The following is a 17,997-nucleotide window of genomic DNA, read 5'->3' as shown; positions in this document are numbered from 1 at the left end:
CGCTTTCGACTGCTGGACGGCGTGCCTCCGGATCGATTCCGATCTCCGGGAGCTCGCCTGCAGGCGCGTCAGGCTTGGCGATGACATGAGTTTTCGGGGATGGCCGCCCGCCCCGGGGCAGGCGGCCTCTTGGATCCGATGTCAGTCGACGAGGGCCAGCGCTTCTTCGGCCTTGGCCTTGGCAGCGGCGTACTTCTCGGTCGCAAAGGCGGCCCATTTCTGCTCGAGTTCCGCCTGGCGGGCGGTCTTTTCCTCACCACCGGTAAAGGCGTCACGGACCTGCTGGCTGGCAGCCTCTTCCGCCGTGATCGGCATGGCGGCGATCAGGGCGTGGGCTTCCGTCAGGAGCGCGCGGGCCGGCTGCTGCTCGTTGGCGGCAACGGCCTTTTCCGCTTCATGGATCGCCTTGGTGGCGCCCTTGATGTTGTCGAGCTGGAACGAGATCAGCTGGTCGTAGAGGGTATCGACGACATCGGTGCGCTTCTTCGATACGTCGGAATCAAACGTGATCATCGACTGGAAGCGCGGATCCTTGAACGGGTTCGGGAAGCCTTCCGGTGCCTTCTCGTAAAGCGCGGGGTTGATCGGCAGGCGACGGATCGCCGGTTCGAGCAGAACGGCCTGGCCTTTTTCCGAGAGCAGGTAGTTGACGAAGGCTTCGGCGCCGGCCTGGTTCGGCGCATTGGCGACGATGCCGATGTTGGCCGGAACGACTGTTGTGACCGAGGGATAGGCGAAGCTGACCGGGAAGCCGCTCGCCTGCGCCGAGAAGGCGAAGAAGTCGATGACGATGCCGATACCGGTCTGGCCGGAGTTAACGGCGTCAGGCACGCCGAAGGAGCGCTCGGTCACCTGCTGCAGGTTGCCGCCGATCCCCTTCAGCGTCGCCCAGCCCTTGTCCCAGCCTTCGCCCTGCAGGATCGTTTCGATCGTCAGATGGGTCGTGCCCGAACGCGAGGGCGCGGCAATCGCGATGTGATCGTGGTATTCCGGCTTGGTCAGGTCGCTCCACTCGACCGGCTTCGGCAGGTCGTTGGCTTCAAGGTAGCGGTCGTTCGACATGATGCCGTAACCCGACGCGGCAAAGCCGAAGTAGTAACCGTCCTTGTCGTTGACCGGATAGGAGCCGACCTTTTCGGGAAGGCCGGTGACCGAAGGGCTGAACTTGGCGAGCAGTTCGCGGCTCTTGAGGCTGTCAAACGCATCCGGGGCCGATGCCCAGAACAGATCGACCTGGTTGTTCGCCTTGATCTCATCGATGTACTTGACGCCCGAGCTCGTGCTCTTGTTCTGGACGTCGAGGGTGAAGCCGGGGTTGGCGGCCTCAAAACCCGCCTTGAACGGATCGGTCACGTCTTTGGAAAACGACGTCACGATCGTGACTTTCCCGCCGTCCTGGGCGTGGACCGTCACAACGAAGGCAGCCGACATCAACATCGCCGCAGCAATGGTCTTCAACATAGGTATCTCCTCCCAATAGGGACACCGAGCGTTTGGTGTCCGATCTATCGAGAGCAAGCGCCGTGCCAGACTGAAAACAGCAGGAGGTCAGGGGTTCATGGCTGCCTGATGGGTAAAGACGGTAACAATCTAGCAGAATGGCCGGGTCAAATCGGTAACATCAGCCGGCCTCGCCATCGTTCTGGGCGGCGATATCGAACTTGCGCATCTTGAGGTAAAGCGTCTTGCGGGAGATGCCGAGCGCATCGGCGGTTGCCCCAACGCGGCCGTCGTGCCTGGCCAGGCTGTCGAGAAGGATGGCGCGCTCAAGCCGGTCCATCTGCACCTCCAGAGTCTCGCGGCTTTGCGCTGCCCGGTCGCTATCGCGGTGGTCTTCAAGCCCGAGCACGAAGCGTTCCGCGACGTTGCGCAGCTCGCGAACGTTGCCCGGCCATGACCTGCCATTGAGTTCGGTCAGAAGCTCGGCACTCACGCGTGGCGGCGTGCGGCCCTGTCGTTTGGCGGCGAGCCCCAGAAAATGCTGGAACAAGAGGCCGACGTCGCCCTTGCGTTGGGCGAGCGGCGGCAGCTCCACACGGGCGATGTCGAGGCGATAGGCGAGGTCTTCCCGGAAATCGCCCTTCTTCGCGGCCTCGTGCAGATCCGCTTTCGTCGCCGCCACGACGCGCATGTCGACCGGTAGCTCGACGTTGGAGCCGAGCCGTTCGATGACGCGCTCCTGCAGCACGCGCAGCAGCCGCACCTGGGCTGCAAGCGGCATCGATTCGATCTCGTCGAGAAACAGCGTGCCGCCGTCGGCGTATTCGATCTTGCCGATGCGCTTTTCGCGCGCGCCGGTAAAGGCGCCGGCTTCATGGCCGAAGAGTTCGGATTCCAGCATGGTTTCGGGAATGGCACCGCAATTGACGGCGACGAAACGCCCCTTGCGCCCGCTGAAATCGTGGAGCGCGCGTGCCGTCACTTCCTTGCCGGTACCGGTATCGCCGATGATGAGCGCGTCGGTCGCCGCCGCAGCGATGCGCTTCAATTTTTCCCGCAGGGCAACCATCGGCGTGGAATGTCCGATCAGGCGCGTTTCCCAGCCGTCGTCCTCCACCGACAGCCGCAGCCGCCGGTTTTCGAGCAGCAGGCGGCGATGGTCCCGGGCGCGGCGCACGGTTTCGATCAGATGCACCGGATCGGCGGGCTTCTCCAGAAAATCCCAGGCGCCGTCGCGCATGGCGCGAAGAGCCATGGGAATGTCGCCGTGCCCGGACATCAGGATGATTGGGATTTCCTGATCGATCTTGCGCACGGCGGCGACCAAGTCGAAACCATCGTGATCCGGCATGCGTACATCGGAAACGATGACGGCGCGGCTGTCGGCGCGAAGGCCGGCGAGCGCCGATGCCACCGAACCGTGCGGCGCTACGTTGAAGTCTTCCAACTCGAGCACCTGACAGCAGGCTTCAAGCACGCTGGCATCGTCGTCGATGAGGATGATATCCGGGTCCAACGTCATTGCGGGCCTTTCAGGGATACGAGGAATTGCGTGCCATGCGCACTGGTTTCAAGGATCGAGATCTCGCCACCGAAGTCCTTGACGATGTTGTAGGAAATGGAGAGGCCGAGCCCGAGGCCGGAACCAACCGGCTTGGTGGTGAAGAACGGGTCGAAAACCGCGCCGATGTCGGCAGCAGCAATGCCGCCCCCGGTATCGCCGACGATCAACCGGGCATCGGTGCCGACCTGTCCGATCGTCGCGTTCACCTGCCGCATGGGCCTGCCTTTGACGGCGTCCAATGCGTTGCTAATGAGATTGACCGCCACCTGCTCGAGCCGTACCGGCTCGGCCATCACCATGACCGCCGTGTCCTCCGGCAGGCGCAGTTGCATCTCGACAGCCTCTTCCTCGAAACGGTGCTCGAGCAGGCTGAGGGCGTCACGGACGGCGGCCGCGAGGTTGACGGGCCGCAACTGCGCGTCAGGTCGGCGTGCAAAGCGACGGATATGGCTGATCTGGTCAGCCATGCGTCCGGTCAATCCCTTCATCTTGTCGAGATTGAGCACCGCCTGCTCGCCCTTGCCGCGCCCGATCAAGGTCGTGGCACTATGGATGTGCGCCCGAAGGGCTGCCAGCGGCTGGTTGAGCTCATGGCCGATGCCGGCCGCCATCTGCCCGAGAGCCGCGAGCTTTGCCGACTGGATCAGCTCGTCGCGCGTCTGGCGAAACAGGACCAGGGCATGGGCAAGATCGCCGAGCTCGTCTGCTTCGGGTGAGGGGATCGCGGTTGCCGGACGCCCGCTGCTGATCGCACCGGCGGCTGCCGACAGCAGCCGGATGCGCGCCAGAAGATTGCGGTAGACGTAGAAGAAGCCGATCGCGGTTGCGAGCAGCACCGAAAGAATGGCGATGGCGACGAGCAGGCTGCGCCCGGTTTCGATAGCCGCGGCGGCACGCTGTGCGGCGGCGGCGGCACTGGCCTCGATCGCCACCACTTCGGTTTCGATCCGGCGTCCGAGGTCGTCCACCAGGCGGCCGTTCTGGCTGGCGAGCTCGGAGAGTTTTGCCGCCTCGATCATTTCCGAGCGCTTGCGATTGGGAATGCCCGTCAGCACGTCAGACTGGTCAAGAATACGGCGTGCCAGCTGGCGAACGGTGATGCTGTCCGGCCAGTTCTCGAGGCTGGCGATGCGGCTTGCGAGTTCGTCGGCACTGTCGCCGAGGAAGGCGTTGGTTTCCTGGATTTCCTCTTGCGTGGTGGCGTTGACGAGCCGGCCGATCAACCCCGTCGCCAGGTTTGCCTGCGATACGGCCGTCAGCAACGCCTCGCTCTTTTGCTGTTCCGCGAGCGCTGCCGCCCCGTGCCCATTGCGGGTCTCGGCTTCGATGTTGAAGCGAATATCGTCGACGAGCGGGTCAGCTTCCTCAAGGAGGTCTGCCTGGACCCACCGCAGTTCGTCGATGTCAGAGCGCATCGCCTCGCGAAGGGTGAAGCGCTTGCCGGCAGCAAGGTCGATCTTGTCGAGGTTCTCGCCGATCGCCTCGGCGAGCGGCAGCAGATCGGTTGCATCCGACTTCGCGCCGCTTTCCCCAAGCAGCGATCGAAGGGTGAGCAGGCTTGCCGCGTAGTTGCTGCGGATCTCGTTGTACTCGGAACGCGTCTCGGCACCGGCGAGAACCGTCGTAACCGAACCGATGTCGGCGCCCGCCTTCGACAGCCGGGAGGCGAAAGCGAGTTGCGGCATCTGGTCTTCCGCGATCCGCGACAGTTCGCCGGACAGCCGCTCATAGGACAGCCAGCCGACAAGGCAGGCGCCGACGGCGAGCCCGACGATCGCGACGAAGGCCAGGACGAGCCGCGCACCGATGCCGAACCGCCAGCGGCGCGCGGCGGAAGCAGGGGCCATGGGTGGGTTCATTATTGCCGCCATGGCTGCAGATCTGCCGCCGGTCGTCCGACGGAGGACAGAAGCATTTCGGCTGTCGCCAGATTCCGCTCGATCGTGGCGCGCAACCTCTGCGTCAGCGCGGTATGCGCCGGCGAGCGGGCAATGCTGCGCGGCCACTCGGCCTTGAGGGATTCGTCGGCGTTTTCGACGTCGCTTGCCGAAAGCGGCGGCGTGCCCAGCAGACGCCGGGCTCTCGCAAGCATGCTGCGCTGCTGCGCATCCTCGATCTCGGTTGCTTCCAGGTCCGCTACCCTCTTCCAAAGCCGGGCAAGTGTCGCCCGGCGGCGCACGATATAGTCGTCGAAGATCAGGTTGACGAGACCATAACGTCGTGCCGACAGCGCCGCGTCGAAACCGCTGTATTTCAACAGGCCGTCACCGCTTTCCTGCGGTAGCAGGCCCTTGTTGAGCGCCGGGTTGAGGGGAATGCGGGCCACGGCCGGCAGCAACAGCACCCTCTGGCCGTCTTCCGACAGAACGAAATCGATGAACCGCTCGGCAGCTCGAACATTGCGCGCCCGTGAGAGGATCGCGATGCTGGCCGGCACGAACACGGTGTCGGGCGGCAGGATGAACACGTTGCCCGCATCGGCGAAATCAGGTGCATTGGCGAGGAAATCGATGGTGATGCCGATGCTGAAGCGCCTTTGGGCGACACCGGATGCAACACCGAAACTGCGGGCCGTGACGGTCGACAGATTACCGCCGAGCTGGGACAGCATCGCCCAGCCTTTTTCCCATCCATAGGTCTGCAGCAAGGCTTCGACGATCAGATGCGTCGTGCCCGACCGCGAGGGGGTGGTGATGCCGATCTGACCGGAATAGACGGGCTTCAGCAGGTCCTGCCAGTCTCGTGGCACCGGCAGCTTGTTCTGAGCGAGATAGGACTGATTGTAGACGAAGCCGTATCCGGAGAGAGCAAAGCCCAGGTAATAGCCCTCGGGATCGTTGACCGGATAGCCGAAGACTTTTTCGGCAGCCCCGGTGTGGCGCGGCGCAATCGGGCGCAGATCGCCGCTGCGCTTCAACAGCTCGAAAGCATCGGCGGCCGAGGCCCAGAATATGTCGGCCGGGACATCGGCTTTTTCCATGACGAAGCGCGTCGCGCTTGCCGTGTTGCGCTGAACGATCGACATGCGGATATCAGGGTTCGCGGTCTCGAACGCCTGCCGAAACGGCTCGAAGAACGACGGCGGATACGAGGTGACGACCACCAGATCCTGTTTTTCGGCCGCCTGCGCAGCGGACACGAGCATGGTGACGCAGGCAAGAGCCAGCAGCCGCAATGCCGCAAGAATGACGAACCGGACCTTCAACACTTCACGCCACCACGACCAGCGCCTGCTCTCTTTGGGAAGCATGCGCGCGCGGTCCCTCCCTCGTTGCCGTCATCCCGCGGGTTGATCCCGCCATCGGCCGACGGTTTACTCTGCTATGAAGACCGTGTCGCCGTAAACCCTGACGCGGCCTGTACACTGTTGCAAACGAGCCGCACCGGTTGTGCTTTGGCGGCATGGCTAGATTTCCTCGCTTGGCGGTTGCGGGCGATTCGCCTATAACCCGACTTCCGGCAACAGATCAGGGAGGTTTCAGATGCCAGCTTATTCTTTCTCCCTACGGGGCGGCGTGCAGTTCTGAAGTAGACGCTTGAGAGCATTCGCGCTCTTTAGCTGTTCAAGTCAGGACCTGTTTCGCTGACTTTGGTCTTCCCTTGATGCGGAAGCTACCAATCCATTGATGCCGATCGGAAAACCGTTTCCCTTTCTCGGCATGTTTCATTGACTAGAATTTTGAGGCCAGTGCTTTTGGCATTGGGCAATCGTTATGGCTTTTACTCGTTTCGCCTTGCGCGGCGGCGCGTTCCGCAGCGTTCTCGGTTTTACCTGGGTCCATTGGAAGCGCCAGCCGCTTCGCCTTTGCTTCATCCTCGGCGCCGTTCTGTTTTCGACGCTCGCGGATGTCTTGACGCCGCTTTACTCCGGTCGGCTTGTCGACGCGGTCGTGACCGGTGCTGCCTCGGACCAGGTGGCCTGGGATGCGGCACTTGCAGCGTTCTGGACGATGACGGCCCTGTCGCTCGGTGCCATCATTTTCCGGCATATTACCTTCATGGGTGTCGTCGATCTGACGCTCAAGATGATGTCCGACATCGCCTCGGCGGCCTTTTTCCGCATCCAGCGGTTCTCGTCCGATTGGCATGCCAACAGCTTTGCCGGCTCGACGGTGCGCAAGGTGACGCGCGGCATGTGGGCGCTGGATCTGCTGAACGACACGCTGCTGATTGCGCTGTTTCCGTCGGTCATCATGCTGGTCGGCTCGACCGCTCTGATGGCGTGGTACTGGCCGATGATGGGTGTCATCATCGGCGTGGGCTCGCTCATCTTCATCGCTGCAACGGTCACGTTGTCGCTGGGCTACGTCGCGCCTATGGCGCGCCTGGCCAACAGCTGGGACACCAAGCTCGGCGGTTCGCTTGCCGATGCCGTCAGCTGCAACAACGTCGTGAAGGGCTTCGGGGCGGAAAAGCGCGAGGATGCCCGGCTGGTCAAGGTGCTGGCCAAATGGCGGGACCGCACGGGCCGGACCTGGGTGCGCGGAACGGTGAACGGAACGACGCAGGGCGCGCTGTTGCTCGTTCTCCGCGCGGCGGTCATCGGCTTTGCGCTGTTCCTCTGGTCGCGCGGACAGGCAACGGCGGGCGATATCACCTTCGTGCTGACCTCCTTCTTCATCCTGCAGGGCTACCTGCGTGAAGTGGGCATGCACATCCGCAACCTGCAGCGATCCGTCAACGATATGGAAGAGCTGGTGGACATCCACGCCCAGCCGCTCGGTATCGAAGACAGGGCCGATGCAAAGCCGATCCGCATCACCGATGGCCGCATCGAATTCAACGATGTGACCTTCCATTACGGCGCCCATCGCAAGCCGCTCTACGATCGGTTCTCGGTGACTATACCGGCGGGGGAGCGTGTCGGTCTTGTTGGACACTCCGGCTCGGGCAAGACGACCTTCGTCAAGCTGATCCAGCGGCTGCACGACCTGAAGTCCGGCCAGATCCGGATCGACGGTCAGGATATCGCCGGCGTTGCCCAGGCTTCGCTGCGCCAGCAGATCGCGATCGTCCAGCAGGAGCCGATCCTGTTCCACCGGTCGCTTGCGGAGAACATCGCCTATGCCAGGCCGACGGCCACGCAAGCGGAGATCGAGAAGGCGGCAAAGCTTGCGAGCGCCCACGACTTCATCACGGCGCTGCCGAAAGGTTACGGCACGCTGGTGGGCGAACGTGGGGTCAAGCTTTCGGGCGGCGAGCGCCAGCGCATCGCCATCGCCCGGGCCTTCCTGGCAGATGCACCGATCCTCATTCTGGACGAGGCGACCTCGAGCCTCGATTCGGAATCGGAAGTGCTGATCCAGCAGGCGATGGAGCGGTTGATGCTGGGGCGCACAACCCTGGTGATCGCGCACCGGCTGTCGACCGTGCGCGCGCTCGACCGGTTGCTGGTGTTCAGCCACGGCCGCATCGCCGAGGAGGGCACGCACGAGGCGCTGATCCGCCTCGACGGCGGCATCTACCGGGGGCTGTTCGAGCGGCAGGCGCTGGAACTGACCAAGGGCCTCGTGCTCAACGACGGCTGAGGTCAGGCGCAAGCCGCAAACGGTGAAATGCACGGACGCCGGTACCTACTGCATAATTCCTTAAATCGGAATCGATTTAAGGACAAAATTATGCAGCAGCTCAAAGTGTTACAGCGACCTTTGCGCGTCTAGATAGACGCGCGGCGCTGTAAGTGTGCCGGCGTCTTGCGTTTCGCTTTCCTTGGCCGGGGCGCCATCGATGCCGCCTTGTGAATGCGACACCTAGCGGTGCAGCCATGCGTCGATGCCGCGCGCCGCGGCGCGGCCGGTGGCGAAACAGGCGGTGAGCAGATAGCCGCCGGTCGGCGCTTCCCAGTCGATCATCTCGCCGGCGACGAAAATGCCCGGCAGCGCCTTCAGCATGTAGGCGTCATCCATGGTGCTCCAACGCACACCGCCTGCCGATGAAATCGCCTCGGCGATGGGGCGGGGACGAAGAACGGCAATTGGCAGTGACTTGATGAGTTCGGCAAGCGCCTTCGGATCGGCGCGTGGCGCCTCGGGGGCAATCTCGCGCAGCAGCGCCGACTTGACCCCCGCGAGCCCAGCGCCTTTGCGCAGGCGATTGGAAAAGCTCATCTTGCTGTCCTGGCGCGCAAGGTCCTTGGCCAGCCGGTCGCCGGTTCGTCCGGGGACGAGATCGATCTGCAACGCAGCAGTCCCCTGCGTCTGCAGGGGGTCGCGCAAATGTGCCGCATGGGCATAGACGAGGCTGCCCTCGATGCCGTGACGGGTGATGACGAATTCGCCGGGGATCGTCCCCGCCTTTGAAGTGGCGGTTACGGATTTCAGCGCTTCGCCGCCAAAACGTTCGCTAAACGGAGCGCTCCAGTCGACATCGAAACCGCAATTGGCGGGGCGGAACTCGGCGACGTCGGCACCCACGTCATTCAAAACCGCCAGCCAGCCGGCATCGGACCCCAGCCGCGGATAGCTGGCGCCGCCGAGCGCTAGAAGCGTGGCATCGCTGTGCACGACCTTACGCCCATCCGGTGTGTCGAAGACCAGTGCCCGGCCGTCAAAGCCCGTCCATCGATGCCGTGTCAGGATCTGGACTCCCTGCGCATCCAGCCGCCTGATCCAGGCGCGCAGGAGCGGCGAGGCCTTCATCGCCTTTGGAAAGACCCGGCCGGACGAGCCGACGAAGGTTTCCGTCCCGAGACCCTCCGCCCAGGCGCGCACATCCGCGGGTGTGAAGGCGTCGAGCGCTGCGCGCAATCGCTCTGATGAGGCCCCGAAGCGATCTGCAAAGCGCTGGAAATCTTCGGAATGGGTGATGTTGAGGCCCGATTTTCCGGCCAGCAGAAACTTGCGCGCAACGGTCGGCATGCTGTCGTAAACCGTCACCGAATGGTTCTGCAGAGACAGGATCTCCGCCGCCATCAGCCCGCTCGGCCCGCCGCCGATGATCGCGATTTCGCTTCGTTTCATGCGCCCGTCCGGCATCCGATTCCGTTGCGGCCACTCTTGGCCCGTCAGGACGTCTCGCGCAAGGCGGCGTGAGCGGCCACTTCAATGCCGGGTCGGAGCATCCAGACGTTTCTCGAGCCAGATGCTGTAGCGCGAGCCGGTGAAACAGATGACGAAATAGACGGCCGCGGCAAAGACATAGGCTTCGGTATGGAAGCCGAGCCATGTCTGATCCGTGGCCGAGGTCTTGGCCGCATTCAGGAGGTCGTAGATGCCGATCACCGCCAGCAGCGATGTGTTGAGAACGATGCCGATCGAAAGATTGACGATCGCCGGGATGACGGCGCGAAGCGCCTGGGGGAGGACGACGAGGCGGATCGTCTGGATATAGCCAAGACCAAGCGAAAGCGCTGCTTCCCGCTGTCCCCAGGGCACAACCTGCAGCCCGGCGCGGATGACTTCGGCGAGATAGGCCGAGAAGAACAGCGTCACGCCGATCTGCGCGCGCAACAGCTTGTCGATGGCAGCGCCGCTCGGCAGGGCGAGGGGAACAATCAGCATGGCGACATAAAGCACGGCGATCATCGGCACGCCGCGCAGCGTCTCGATGAATGCGATCGCGAGCGTCCGGATAATGCCCATGCTCGATTGCCGGGCGAGCGCCAACAGAAGCGCGATCGGAAACGCGAAGGCCAGGCCGGCGATCGAGACGACCAGTGTGATCGGCAGTCCGCCCCAGTTGTTGGTCGATACCTGAGGCGGCGTCAGCGTTCCCGCCATCAGCAGCCAGCTCAAGGCGAGTGCTGCGATCCACACCGGCACCAACCGGAAACTCCAGAAACGTGGAAGGGCAGACAGCACCAGCAAGGCGAGTACGGTTGCAACGACAAGGGCCGGCCGCCATTGCAGGTCCGGTGGAAAGAACGCGAAGAGGATGAAACGCAGCTTGGCGCCGATGAAGGCCCAGCAGGCACCGGCGCCGTCAACCGCGCAATCCTTTGCCGTTCCCGTCCAGACGGCGTCGATGACCGCCCAGCGCAAGAGCGGATGGAATAGCCAGGCAAAGGCGCCGAGAGCGGCAAGCGTGATGAGGCTGTTGCCCCAGCCGCCGAAAAGACCGCTCCGCCAGCGATGCCAATCCGGCGCGACCGGTGGCGGCAATTCGATGTGGCTCATCGCCGTGCCTCCCCGCGCAGGACGATGCGCCGGTTATAGAGGTTCATCAGTGCGGAGACCGAAAGGCTCAGTGTGAGATAGACGGCGGCGATGATGCAGATCGATTCGAGTGCCTGGCCGGTGGTGTTCGCGGTGGTATTGGCGACGCTGACGATATCGGGATAGCCGATCGCGACGGCGAGGCTGGAGTTCTTCGTCAGGTCGAGAAAGCTCGAGATCATCAGTGGCGTGATGACACGCAGCGCCTGCGGCAGGACGACGAGGCGGATGATCTGCGCGGGTTTCAAGCCCAGCGCACGTGCGGCTTCCCATTGGCCCGATTTCACCGACTGGATGCCGCTGCGGACGATTTCGGAAATCGAGGCGGACGCGTTGACGACGAGGCCGATCAAAAGCGCAAAGAACTCCGGCGTCAGCGAGAGGCCGCCTTTGATGTTGAAGCCGCCTTTGGCCGGCAAATCGATGGTGGCGGCAAGGCCGAAAGAGGTGAGCGCGAGAGTGCAGATGACAAGCGAGCCGAGCACGGTCATGGTTGCCTTCGGCATGTAGAAGGCCGCACCTGTCAGCAGGTGCCGGGCGAGCGACAGCGACGCATAGGCCGTCAGCAGGATGGCAGGCAGCCAGATCGCCCAAGAGACCCCCTGCAGCGAGACGGAAGGGACATAGACGCCGCGATTGCTGAGATAGACGCTTTCCAGGAAGACATAGGCGCCGCGTGGCGGCGGCAGCGCGTGGATGATCGCGCTCCAGAGGAAGAGCTGCAGCAGCAGCGGCGTGTTGCGCAGCAGTTCGACATAGGTGTGCACGAAAGTTGCCAGCAGCACGTTGCCCGACAACCGGGCGATGCCGAGCGCAACGCCGAGAACAGTCGCGAGTACGCAGCCGACGATGGCGACCTTGATGGTGTTGGCAAGGCCCGCCGCAAGTGCGCGGGCGTACGTGTCTCCCGCCGAATAGGGCAGTACCGTCTCGCCGATTTCGAAATTCGCCTGATGGAAGAGGAAACCGAAATCCGGAGAGAGACCCGTGCGTTGCATGCTGTCGACGGTGTTGGAGCCGAAAAGCGCGAAGATCGCAAGCACGCCGGCAAACAGGAAGATCTGCCCAAAGGGCGAAGGACCGAGCCAGGTGCTTAAGCGGGAGGGAAGTCCGGGCCCTTTCGGGCCCGGTCGAAAAGTGGATGTCATCGCAGATACCGGCAAAGGTTCAACGGAACGGCGGCGAATAGAGAAGGCCGCCGGCGGTCCAGGGCTGGTTGTAGCCGCGGTCGAAGTTGAGCGGCGTGCCTTTGCCGACGTTGCGGTCGAAGATCTCGCCGTAGTTTCCGACCGCCTTGACGATGTTATAGGCGAACTTCGGATCGAGGCCGATGGCTTCGCCGAGCGATGGATCGACGCCGAGGAAGCGCTTGATGCCCGGGTCTTCGCTGGCGAGGAAGCTGTCGACATTCTTCTGGGTGATGCCGAATTCTTCCGCTTGGATCGTGGCGTAGACGGTCCAATTGACGATCTCCAGCCATTGGTCGTCGCCGGCGCGAATGGCCGGTGCCAGCGGCTCCTTCGACAGGCGCTCGGGCAGAAGGACGTAGTCGTCCGGCTTGGAAAGCTGCGTGCGTTTGGCGGCAAGGTCGGTGGCGTCCTGGGTGAGCGCATCGACACGGCCGGAATCGAGTGCCTTCAGGAATTCGCCCGTTTCCTCGATCGTCACAGGCGTGAAGGCCTTGTCGGTCTTGCGGAAGAAATCGGCGATGTTCAGTTCGCCGGTCGTGCCGCTCTGCACACCGATCGTTGCGCCGTCGAGCTCCTCGCCCTTGGCGACGCCGAGATCCTTGCGCACCAGCAGGCCCTGGCCGTCGTAGAAAACCACCGGACCGAAATGGAAGCCGAGCTTGAACGCTCTGGTCACCGTCTGGGTGACGCCGGAGAGCAGAATGTCGAACTCACCCGATTGCAGGGCGGGCAGTCGCTGCTGCGGTGAAGAGTTGGTGAACTCGACTTTCTCGGCATCGTTGAAGACGGTGACCGCCAGTGCCCGACCGAAATCGACGAAGAAACCCTGCCAGCGGCCGCCGCTATCGGGCGTGAAGAAGCCCGGAGTCGTGCCGACGCCCACTTTGATAATCCCGCGTGCCTTGATCTTGTCGAGAGTTTCACCCGCAAGTGCTGAAGAGGCGATCAGGGCGGCCGTCAGCGCCGCCGTTACCGCAAATGCCCTTGTGAAAAATCTGCTTCCGATAGAATTTCGCTGCATGAAGAGGCTCCTGGCCGTGATGTTCGTCCGTCGCGCCGCCCGTCAAATCCGGAGCCGCAACTGACATCAGTTTTAAATCTATAGAAATTATAGAATAGGGATGATTGTGCGGAATCCGTGCCATTTTGGAAAGAAATTTCCGATCTGAACGGAAAATCGCGCCAATGTCCCATGTCCTGCACTTCGGCTCTTGGTGGTGAGACGAGAGGGGCAGCTCCTCTTTCTCTTTCGAAGAGAAGCCCTGAAGCTTTGGTCGCAGCAAGGCAGGCGAAGATGCCACGAACGAAGAGAAGAAGCGTAAGGCCCCAACCGCGACAGAAGCTGACATGGCACAGTTTAAAGCCCGGGCCGGCCATGCAATAATTTCGTCAGATTTTGCGGACACCTAGCTTCCGCCCATGTGGTCCATTATCTCGTAGGCGATGCAGCTGTTTTCCGAAAAGTGGTGGGAGAAGATCAGATGGGGCACGCCGACCTCGGTCGCGCTGCACCTGCTCGTGATCTTCCTCGTGCTGTTTCGCTTGCCGCATGAAACGCCCAAGCCGAAGGGCGAACAGAGCATCAGCGTCGAAATCGTATCTCCACCCCAACCCAAGCAGGAGGAGAAGCCCAAGCAGGAGGCTCAGCCGAAGAAGGAACAGCCGAAGCCACAGCCGGCTCCCGCTCGTCAGCAGCCGCAGGCCTTCGAATCGGCCGCCGCCAAGACCAAGCAGGAGGCCAAGGTCGCTCAGCTTCCGCCGACTGCGAAAGCCGAGAAGAAGGATGTGGTGAACGAGCCGAAGAAGGCGGCTGCGGCTGATGCCGCGGAGAAGGCAGAGAAAGAAGAGGCGAAGGCGCAGAAGCAGCCGCAGACCGAAGAGCGCGCGCCGCAGCAGCTTGCCGTCCTGTCGAGCACCGCCAACGGCGAGAAAAACGCTGCTGAAAAGAAGCCGGCTGCCGAGGCGGATGCCGACAAGGCGCCGCCGAAATCCGATCCGGTGCCGGTGCGCAAACCCGCCGATGGCAAGGAAAAAAGCGAAGAAGCCGAGGGCAGGGCCGAGGCAAAGGCGAAATTGCCGTCCGACAGGTTCGTCGAGGCTAAGGAGCTGTTCTCGGCCAAATCGATAGCCGATCCGCGCGTCAAGCAGGCGATGGGCCAGCTGCCGGTCAAGAAGCGTATCCTCCAGCTCTGCAGCATCGAAGCCCTGGAGCAGATCCGCCACCAGCGGCCAAAGGATTTTCCGGATATGCTCGTGCCCTTCGGGCCATCCGGCGGGTTTATCGGCAAAGATCAGATCGATGCGAGCGGCGGCGCCTATCGCAGCAAGGGCAACTGGTACGACGTCGACTTCAAGTGCGAGGTCGATCTCGAGACGGTCGAGGTTATCTCGTTCAGCTATGCGATCGGCGGCATCGTGCCGGAGATGGCCTGGAAGAGCCGCAAGCTGCCGACAAACTAGACCTGTTTTGTCGGGGCGTCGGAGGTCTGCGGCCACGATGGGCAAAGACGTATCCCACCGTCTTGCGGACTTCTCATAGAACTATTCCATTTTTGAGATGCCGTTTTGTCGCGGGGAAGAGTAGCTTCCAGCCAAACAAGGCGACGGTCGTTTGCGGCGGATCGCCACCTGGCAGCACGGGGAAAAGGCTACATGTCGGCAAACACGCGTCAAAGGCTTCGCGATCTCGGAGTCCGTCCCGGCGTTTACGAGACCGGTTCGTTGAACGCGATCACCGATGTCGTCGGCGTTGCCGTTGGCCACGCGACCGTCATCGAGGGCGACAGGATCCGCACTGGTGCCACCGCCATCCTTCCCCACCCGGGCAATCTGTTCCAGGACAAGGTGCCGGCGGCGCTCGCGGTGCTGAACGGTTTCGGCAAGTTCGTCGGTTCGACCCAGATCGCCGAGTTGGGCGAGCTCGAAACCCCTGTCGTTCTCACCAATACGCTGGCGACCGGGCGGGCGATCGAGGCGATCAACCGCTTTACGCTGGCCCAGCCGGGCAACGAAAAGGTCGTGTCGCTCAACGCGGTCGTCGGCGAGACCAATGATTCCAGGCTGAACGATATCCGCGCCGGTCGCCCGACGATCGATGAGATCGGCAAGGCACTTGCCGCCGCGACGCCCGGCCCGGTCGAGGAGGGTGCCATCGGCGCCGGCACCGGCACGGTCGCCTTCGGTCTCAAGGGTGGGATCGGCACCAGTTCGCGCCGCGTCAAGACCGCGGGCGAAACCTTTATAGTCGGCGTGCTGGTGCAGTCCAATTATGGCGGCCGCCTGCTCATCTGCGGCCAGCCCTACGATGCGCCTTCCGGCCATGATCGCGACGGTTCCATCGTCATCGTCGTCGCCACCGACGCGCCGTTGTCGTCGCGCAACCTCAAGCGTCTGGCCGAGCGCGCCTTCGGCGGCCTTGCCCGCACCGGTGCCGCCCTCAGCAACGGTTCCGGCGACTATGCGCTGGCATTCTCGACTGCGGAAGCCGTCCGTCGCACCCGCGAACGGCGCGCAGCGATCGCCAGCTATCCTGACCTCCCGAACGACCTGATGTCGCCGCTGTTCGAAGCGACGATCGAGGCGACCGAAGAGGCGATCCTCAATTCGCTGGTCGCGGCGCAATCCACGAGCGGCTTCAATGCCGCCACCGGTAAGGCCAGTTCGGTGGAAGCGATCTCGCTCGACCGGCTCGCGGCCCACAAAGCCTCCTGAATTCTTTTCCCTCAGACGGAGTTACCATGCCCAACCCGACCGGCCGTATCGTTTATCTGAACGGCGAGTTCGTTTCCGAGAATGCGGCGCATCTCTCGATTTTCGACCGCGGTTTCCTGTTCGGCGACGGGATCTATGAAGTGACCGCCGTGCTTGAAGGCAAGCTCATCGACAGCGCGCTGCACATGGCGCGGCTCGAACGCTCCGCCCGCGAGATCGACGTGCCGCTTCCGGTGTCCGTTTCCGAGATCGTCGAGATCGAGCGCCGACTGGTGCGCGAAAACAACCTCGTCGAGGGCGTGGTCTACCTGCAGCTGACACGGGGCGCCGAGGATCGCAACTTCCTGTTTTCAGGCGAGATCAAGCCGACGCTGCTGCTCTTCACCCAGGTCAAGACGCTCGAACATGTGGCCGCCGTGGACAGGGGTGTTTCCGTCAAGTCGGTCGCCGACCAGCGCTGGGCGCGACGCGATATCAAGAGCGTGTGTCTCTTGCCGCAGGTGATGGCGAAGCGTATCGCCAGGGCCGAAGGCTGCGACGAAGCCTGGATGATCGAGGACGGTTTTGTGACCGAAGGCGCCTCTTCGACTGCCTATATCGTCACCGACGACGGCAGGATCGTTACCCGCGGCAACAGCAATGCGACGCTGCCCGGCTGCACGCGACTTGCCGCATTGGAGCTGGCGCGAGAGCAGGGGCTTACGATCGAGGAACGGCCGTTTTCGCTCGATGAGGCGCTCGGCGCCCGCGAGGCCTGCCTGACGAGCGCGTCGAACTTTATCGTTTCGGTGACGCGCATCGACGGCAAGCCTGTCGGCGACGGCATGCCCGGGCCGATGGTCAAGCGATTGCGTGAACTCTACCTGGAGAATGCTCGCCGCACCGCGATCTAGCGGCCGGTTTGTGTGAGCGCTGGTCGGTGGCATACGAGCCTGAAGCGCTTCCTGACGAAAACCGCGTCGCACTTTTCCCGAAGATGCTTTAGGCAACCGCCTCCTGCGATTGCCAGATGCGCCCGACGACGGGGCGCCGGTTGTCCTTGGCGCGGTAGAGCCGGATTTCCACGCTGATATCCCAACGGGGATCGGCGGCACGCACCAGCGCGCCGGTCGCAAGCTCCGTGGTCATCAGGCTTTCCGGCACCCAGGCGATGCCCCAGCCGGCCTGCGCCATCGCCTTCAGGCCGACAGACATGCTGCCTTCATGCACCCGCTGAAAAGGCGGCAGGTCAGCGCCGACCAACTCCCCCAGCAACTGGCCGAAGAAAGACGATTTCTCGTAGCTGATATGGGGGAAGGGCTTTGCACCGCCTTCCAGCAGGTGCGCGGCCGCCCCGGTTTCATCAGGTGCCGAAACCGGAATGATCTTTTCGTGGCCGAGCGAGCGGTGTTCGAACGCCTGTGGATCCAGGAGCAGCGGCACCTGGGTATGGGCATAGGTCAGGAGGAAATCGCATGAGCCGTCGACCAGCGAATTGAGGTTCTCCTCCATGCTGCCGGAATCCGGGCGCAGCCGCGAGAAGACCGGGCCGGCCTTTTTGTTGATCCGGTTCATCCAGTCGGGAAAGAAGGTGAAGGAGAGCGTGTGGAGCGCGGTCACCTTGATCGTCTTGGCGTCCGAGCCCTCTTCCTTCTGCAGGTTGCGCCGCGATTGATAGAGGTGCTTGAGGGTCTCCTGCGCCACCGGCACGAATTTCTGACCCGCCTCGGTCAGCCGCGAGGGGTAGGTGGCGCGGTCGACCAGGCTCGCGCCAACCCAGGCCTCTAGCTGCTTGATCCGGCGGCTGAAGGCGGATTGGGTGACGTGCCGTTCGTCGGCTGCCTTTGAAAAATTGAGCGTGCTCGCCAGCGCCAGAAAGTCTTCGAGCCACTTGATTTCCAAAGCATGCACTCCTGAAAAGCGTCACTTACCGCCTTGCAGCGGCAACCTGACCCCTTTT

13 protein-coding genes are annotated in these 17,997 nt (G+C 63.0%); 4 read left to right on the top strand and 9 right to left on the bottom strand.

Annotated features, from left to right (window positions below):
• Window positions 1–141: 141 nt before the first annotated feature.
• The 4 genes from BC363_RS07795 to BC363_RS07780 all read right to left on the bottom strand — a co-directional run bounded on the left by BC363_RS07795 (window position 142) and on the right by BC363_RS07780 (window position 6,254).
• Entirely contained in the window at window positions 142–1,437 is a 1,296-nt protein-coding gene (locus BC363_RS07795; protein WP_244519821.1) for an extracellular solute-binding protein, read from the bottom strand.
• A gap of 184 nt (window positions 1,438–1,621) precedes the next feature.
• Window positions 1,622–2,962 carry a sigma-54 dependent transcriptional regulator gene (locus BC363_RS07790; protein ID WP_065787417.1) on the bottom strand — a complete coding sequence of 447 codons (1,341 nt, stop codon included), beginning with the start codon at window positions 2,960–2,962 and terminating at the stop codon, window positions 1,622–1,624.
• A complete protein-coding gene (locus tag BC363_RS07785) occupies window positions 2,959–4,851 on the bottom strand; it encodes an ATP-binding protein (RefSeq protein WP_065787418.1) in 1,893 nt (630 codons plus the stop codon). The genes BC363_RS07790 and BC363_RS07785 overlap by 4 nt, the downstream gene beginning before the upstream one ends.
• A gap of 11 nt (window positions 4,852–4,862) precedes the next feature.
• On the bottom strand, window positions 4,863–6,254 hold the full coding sequence (locus BC363_RS07780; RefSeq protein WP_065793288.1) for an extracellular solute-binding protein: 1,392 nt from the start codon (window positions 6,252–6,254) through the stop codon (window positions 4,863–4,865).
• A gap of 463 nt (window positions 6,255–6,717) precedes the next feature.
• Between BC363_RS07780 and BC363_RS07775 the strand changes: the two genes are divergently transcribed.
• Window positions 6,718–8,532 carry an ABC transporter ATP-binding protein gene (locus BC363_RS07775; protein WP_065787420.1) on the top strand — a complete coding sequence of 605 codons (1,815 nt, stop codon included), beginning with the start codon at window positions 6,718–6,720 and terminating at the stop codon, window positions 8,530–8,532.
• A 222-nt stretch (window positions 8,533–8,754) separates the two neighbouring features.
• Here BC363_RS07775 and BC363_RS07770 read toward each other — a convergent pair whose 3' ends face one another.
• The 4 genes from BC363_RS07770 to BC363_RS07755 form a co-directional block, all read right to left on the bottom strand.
• Window positions 8,755–9,963: a TIGR03862 family flavoprotein gene (locus BC363_RS07770; protein WP_065787496.1), complete on the bottom strand. Its 1,209-nt coding sequence runs from the start codon at window positions 9,961–9,963 to the stop codon at window positions 8,755–8,757.
• 81 nt (window positions 9,964–10,044) lie between these two features.
• Window positions 10,045–11,118: an amino acid ABC transporter permease gene (locus BC363_RS07765; RefSeq protein ID WP_065787421.1), complete on the bottom strand. Its 1,074-nt coding sequence runs from the start codon at window positions 11,116–11,118 to the stop codon at window positions 10,045–10,047.
• Window positions 11,115–12,305, bottom strand: coding sequence for an ABC transporter permease subunit (locus BC363_RS07760; RefSeq protein ID WP_065787422.1), 1,191 nt, complete (start codon window positions 12,303–12,305; stop codon window positions 11,115–11,117). Before BC363_RS07760 ends, BC363_RS07765 begins: the two co-directional genes overlap by 4 nt.
• A gap of 19 nt (window positions 12,306–12,324) precedes the next feature.
• Complete coding sequence (locus BC363_RS07755) at window positions 12,325–13,368, bottom strand: amino acid ABC transporter substrate-binding protein (protein WP_065787423.1); 1,044 nt, start codon at window positions 13,366–13,368, stop codon at window positions 12,325–12,327.
• Between the two features lie 422 nt (window positions 13,369–13,790).
• On the opposite strand from BC363_RS07755, the gene BC363_RS07750 reads away from it, so the two are divergent.
• From BC363_RS07750 to BC363_RS07740, 3 genes are all read left to right on the top strand, one after another.
• Window positions 13,791–14,807, top strand: coding sequence for a DUF930 domain-containing protein (locus BC363_RS07750; RefSeq protein ID WP_065787424.1), 1,017 nt, complete (start codon window positions 13,791–13,793; stop codon window positions 14,805–14,807).
• 192 nt (window positions 14,808–14,999) lie between these two features.
• Window positions 15,000–16,058, top strand: coding sequence for a P1 family peptidase (locus tag BC363_RS07745; protein ID WP_065787425.1), 1,059 nt, complete (start codon window positions 15,000–15,002; stop codon window positions 16,056–16,058).
• Window positions 16,059–16,084: 26 nt separating this feature from the next.
• Window positions 16,085–16,951 (top strand): D-amino-acid transaminase, encoded by an 867-nt coding sequence (locus BC363_RS07740; protein WP_065787426.1) that lies wholly within the window; start codon window positions 16,085–16,087, stop codon window positions 16,949–16,951.
• Between the two features lie 88 nt (window positions 16,952–17,039).
• Here BC363_RS07740 and BC363_RS07735 read toward each other — a convergent pair whose 3' ends face one another.
• On the bottom strand, window positions 17,040–17,939 hold the full coding sequence (locus BC363_RS07735; protein WP_065787427.1) for a LysR substrate-binding domain-containing protein: 900 nt from the start codon (window positions 17,937–17,939) through the stop codon (window positions 17,040–17,042).
• Window positions 17,940–17,997: the final 58 nt, after the last annotated feature.

Source organism: Ensifer sp. LC384 (assembly GCF_001695865.1).
GTDB lineage: Bacteria > Pseudomonadota > Alphaproteobacteria > Rhizobiales > Rhizobiaceae > Ensifer.
Note: the sequence above shows the minus strand (reverse complement) of the source record. Positions and strands in the feature narration are given on the sequence as shown.

Coding starts and splice junctions, on each gene's coding strand:
- BC363_RS07795 (WP_244519821.1), bottom strand. CDS start 1,437: ATGTTGATGTCGGCTGCCTTCGTTGTGACGGTCCACGCCCAGGACGGC.
- BC363_RS07750 (WP_065787424.1), top strand. CDS start 13,791: ATGCAGCTGTTTTCCGAAAAGTGGTGGGAGAAGATCAGATGGGGCACG.
- BC363_RS07755 (WP_065787423.1), bottom strand. CDS start 13,368: ATGCAGCGAAATTCTATCGGAAGCAGATTTTTCACAAGGGCATTTGCG.
- BC363_RS07760 (WP_065787422.1), bottom strand. CDS start 12,305: ATGACATCCACTTTTCGACCGGGCCCGAAAGGGCCCGGACTTCCCTCC.
- BC363_RS07775 (WP_065787420.1), top strand. CDS start 6,718: ATGGCTTTTACTCGTTTCGCCTTGCGCGGCGGCGCGTTCCGCAGCGTT.
- BC363_RS07785 (WP_065787418.1), bottom strand. CDS start 4,851: ATGGCCCCTGCTTCCGCCGCGCGCCGCTGGCGGTTCGGCATCGGTGCG.
- BC363_RS07770 (WP_065787496.1), bottom strand. CDS start 9,963: ATGAAACGAAGCGAAATCGCGATCATCGGCGGCGGGCCGAGCGGGCTG.
- BC363_RS07745 (WP_065787425.1), top strand. CDS start 15,000: ATGTCGGCAAACACGCGTCAAAGGCTTCGCGATCTCGGAGTCCGTCCC.
- BC363_RS07765 (WP_065787421.1), bottom strand. CDS start 11,118: ATGAGCCACATCGAATTGCCGCCACCGGTCGCGCCGGATTGGCATCGC.
- BC363_RS07790 (WP_065787417.1), bottom strand. CDS start 2,962: ATGACGTTGGACCCGGATATCATCCTCATCGACGACGATGCCAGCGTG.
- BC363_RS07780 (WP_065793288.1), bottom strand. CDS start 6,254: ATGCTTCCCAAAGAGAGCAGGCGCTGGTCGTGGTGGCGTGAAGTGTTG.
- BC363_RS07740 (WP_065787426.1), top strand. CDS start 16,085: ATGCCCAACCCGACCGGCCGTATCGTTTATCTGAACGGCGAGTTCGTT.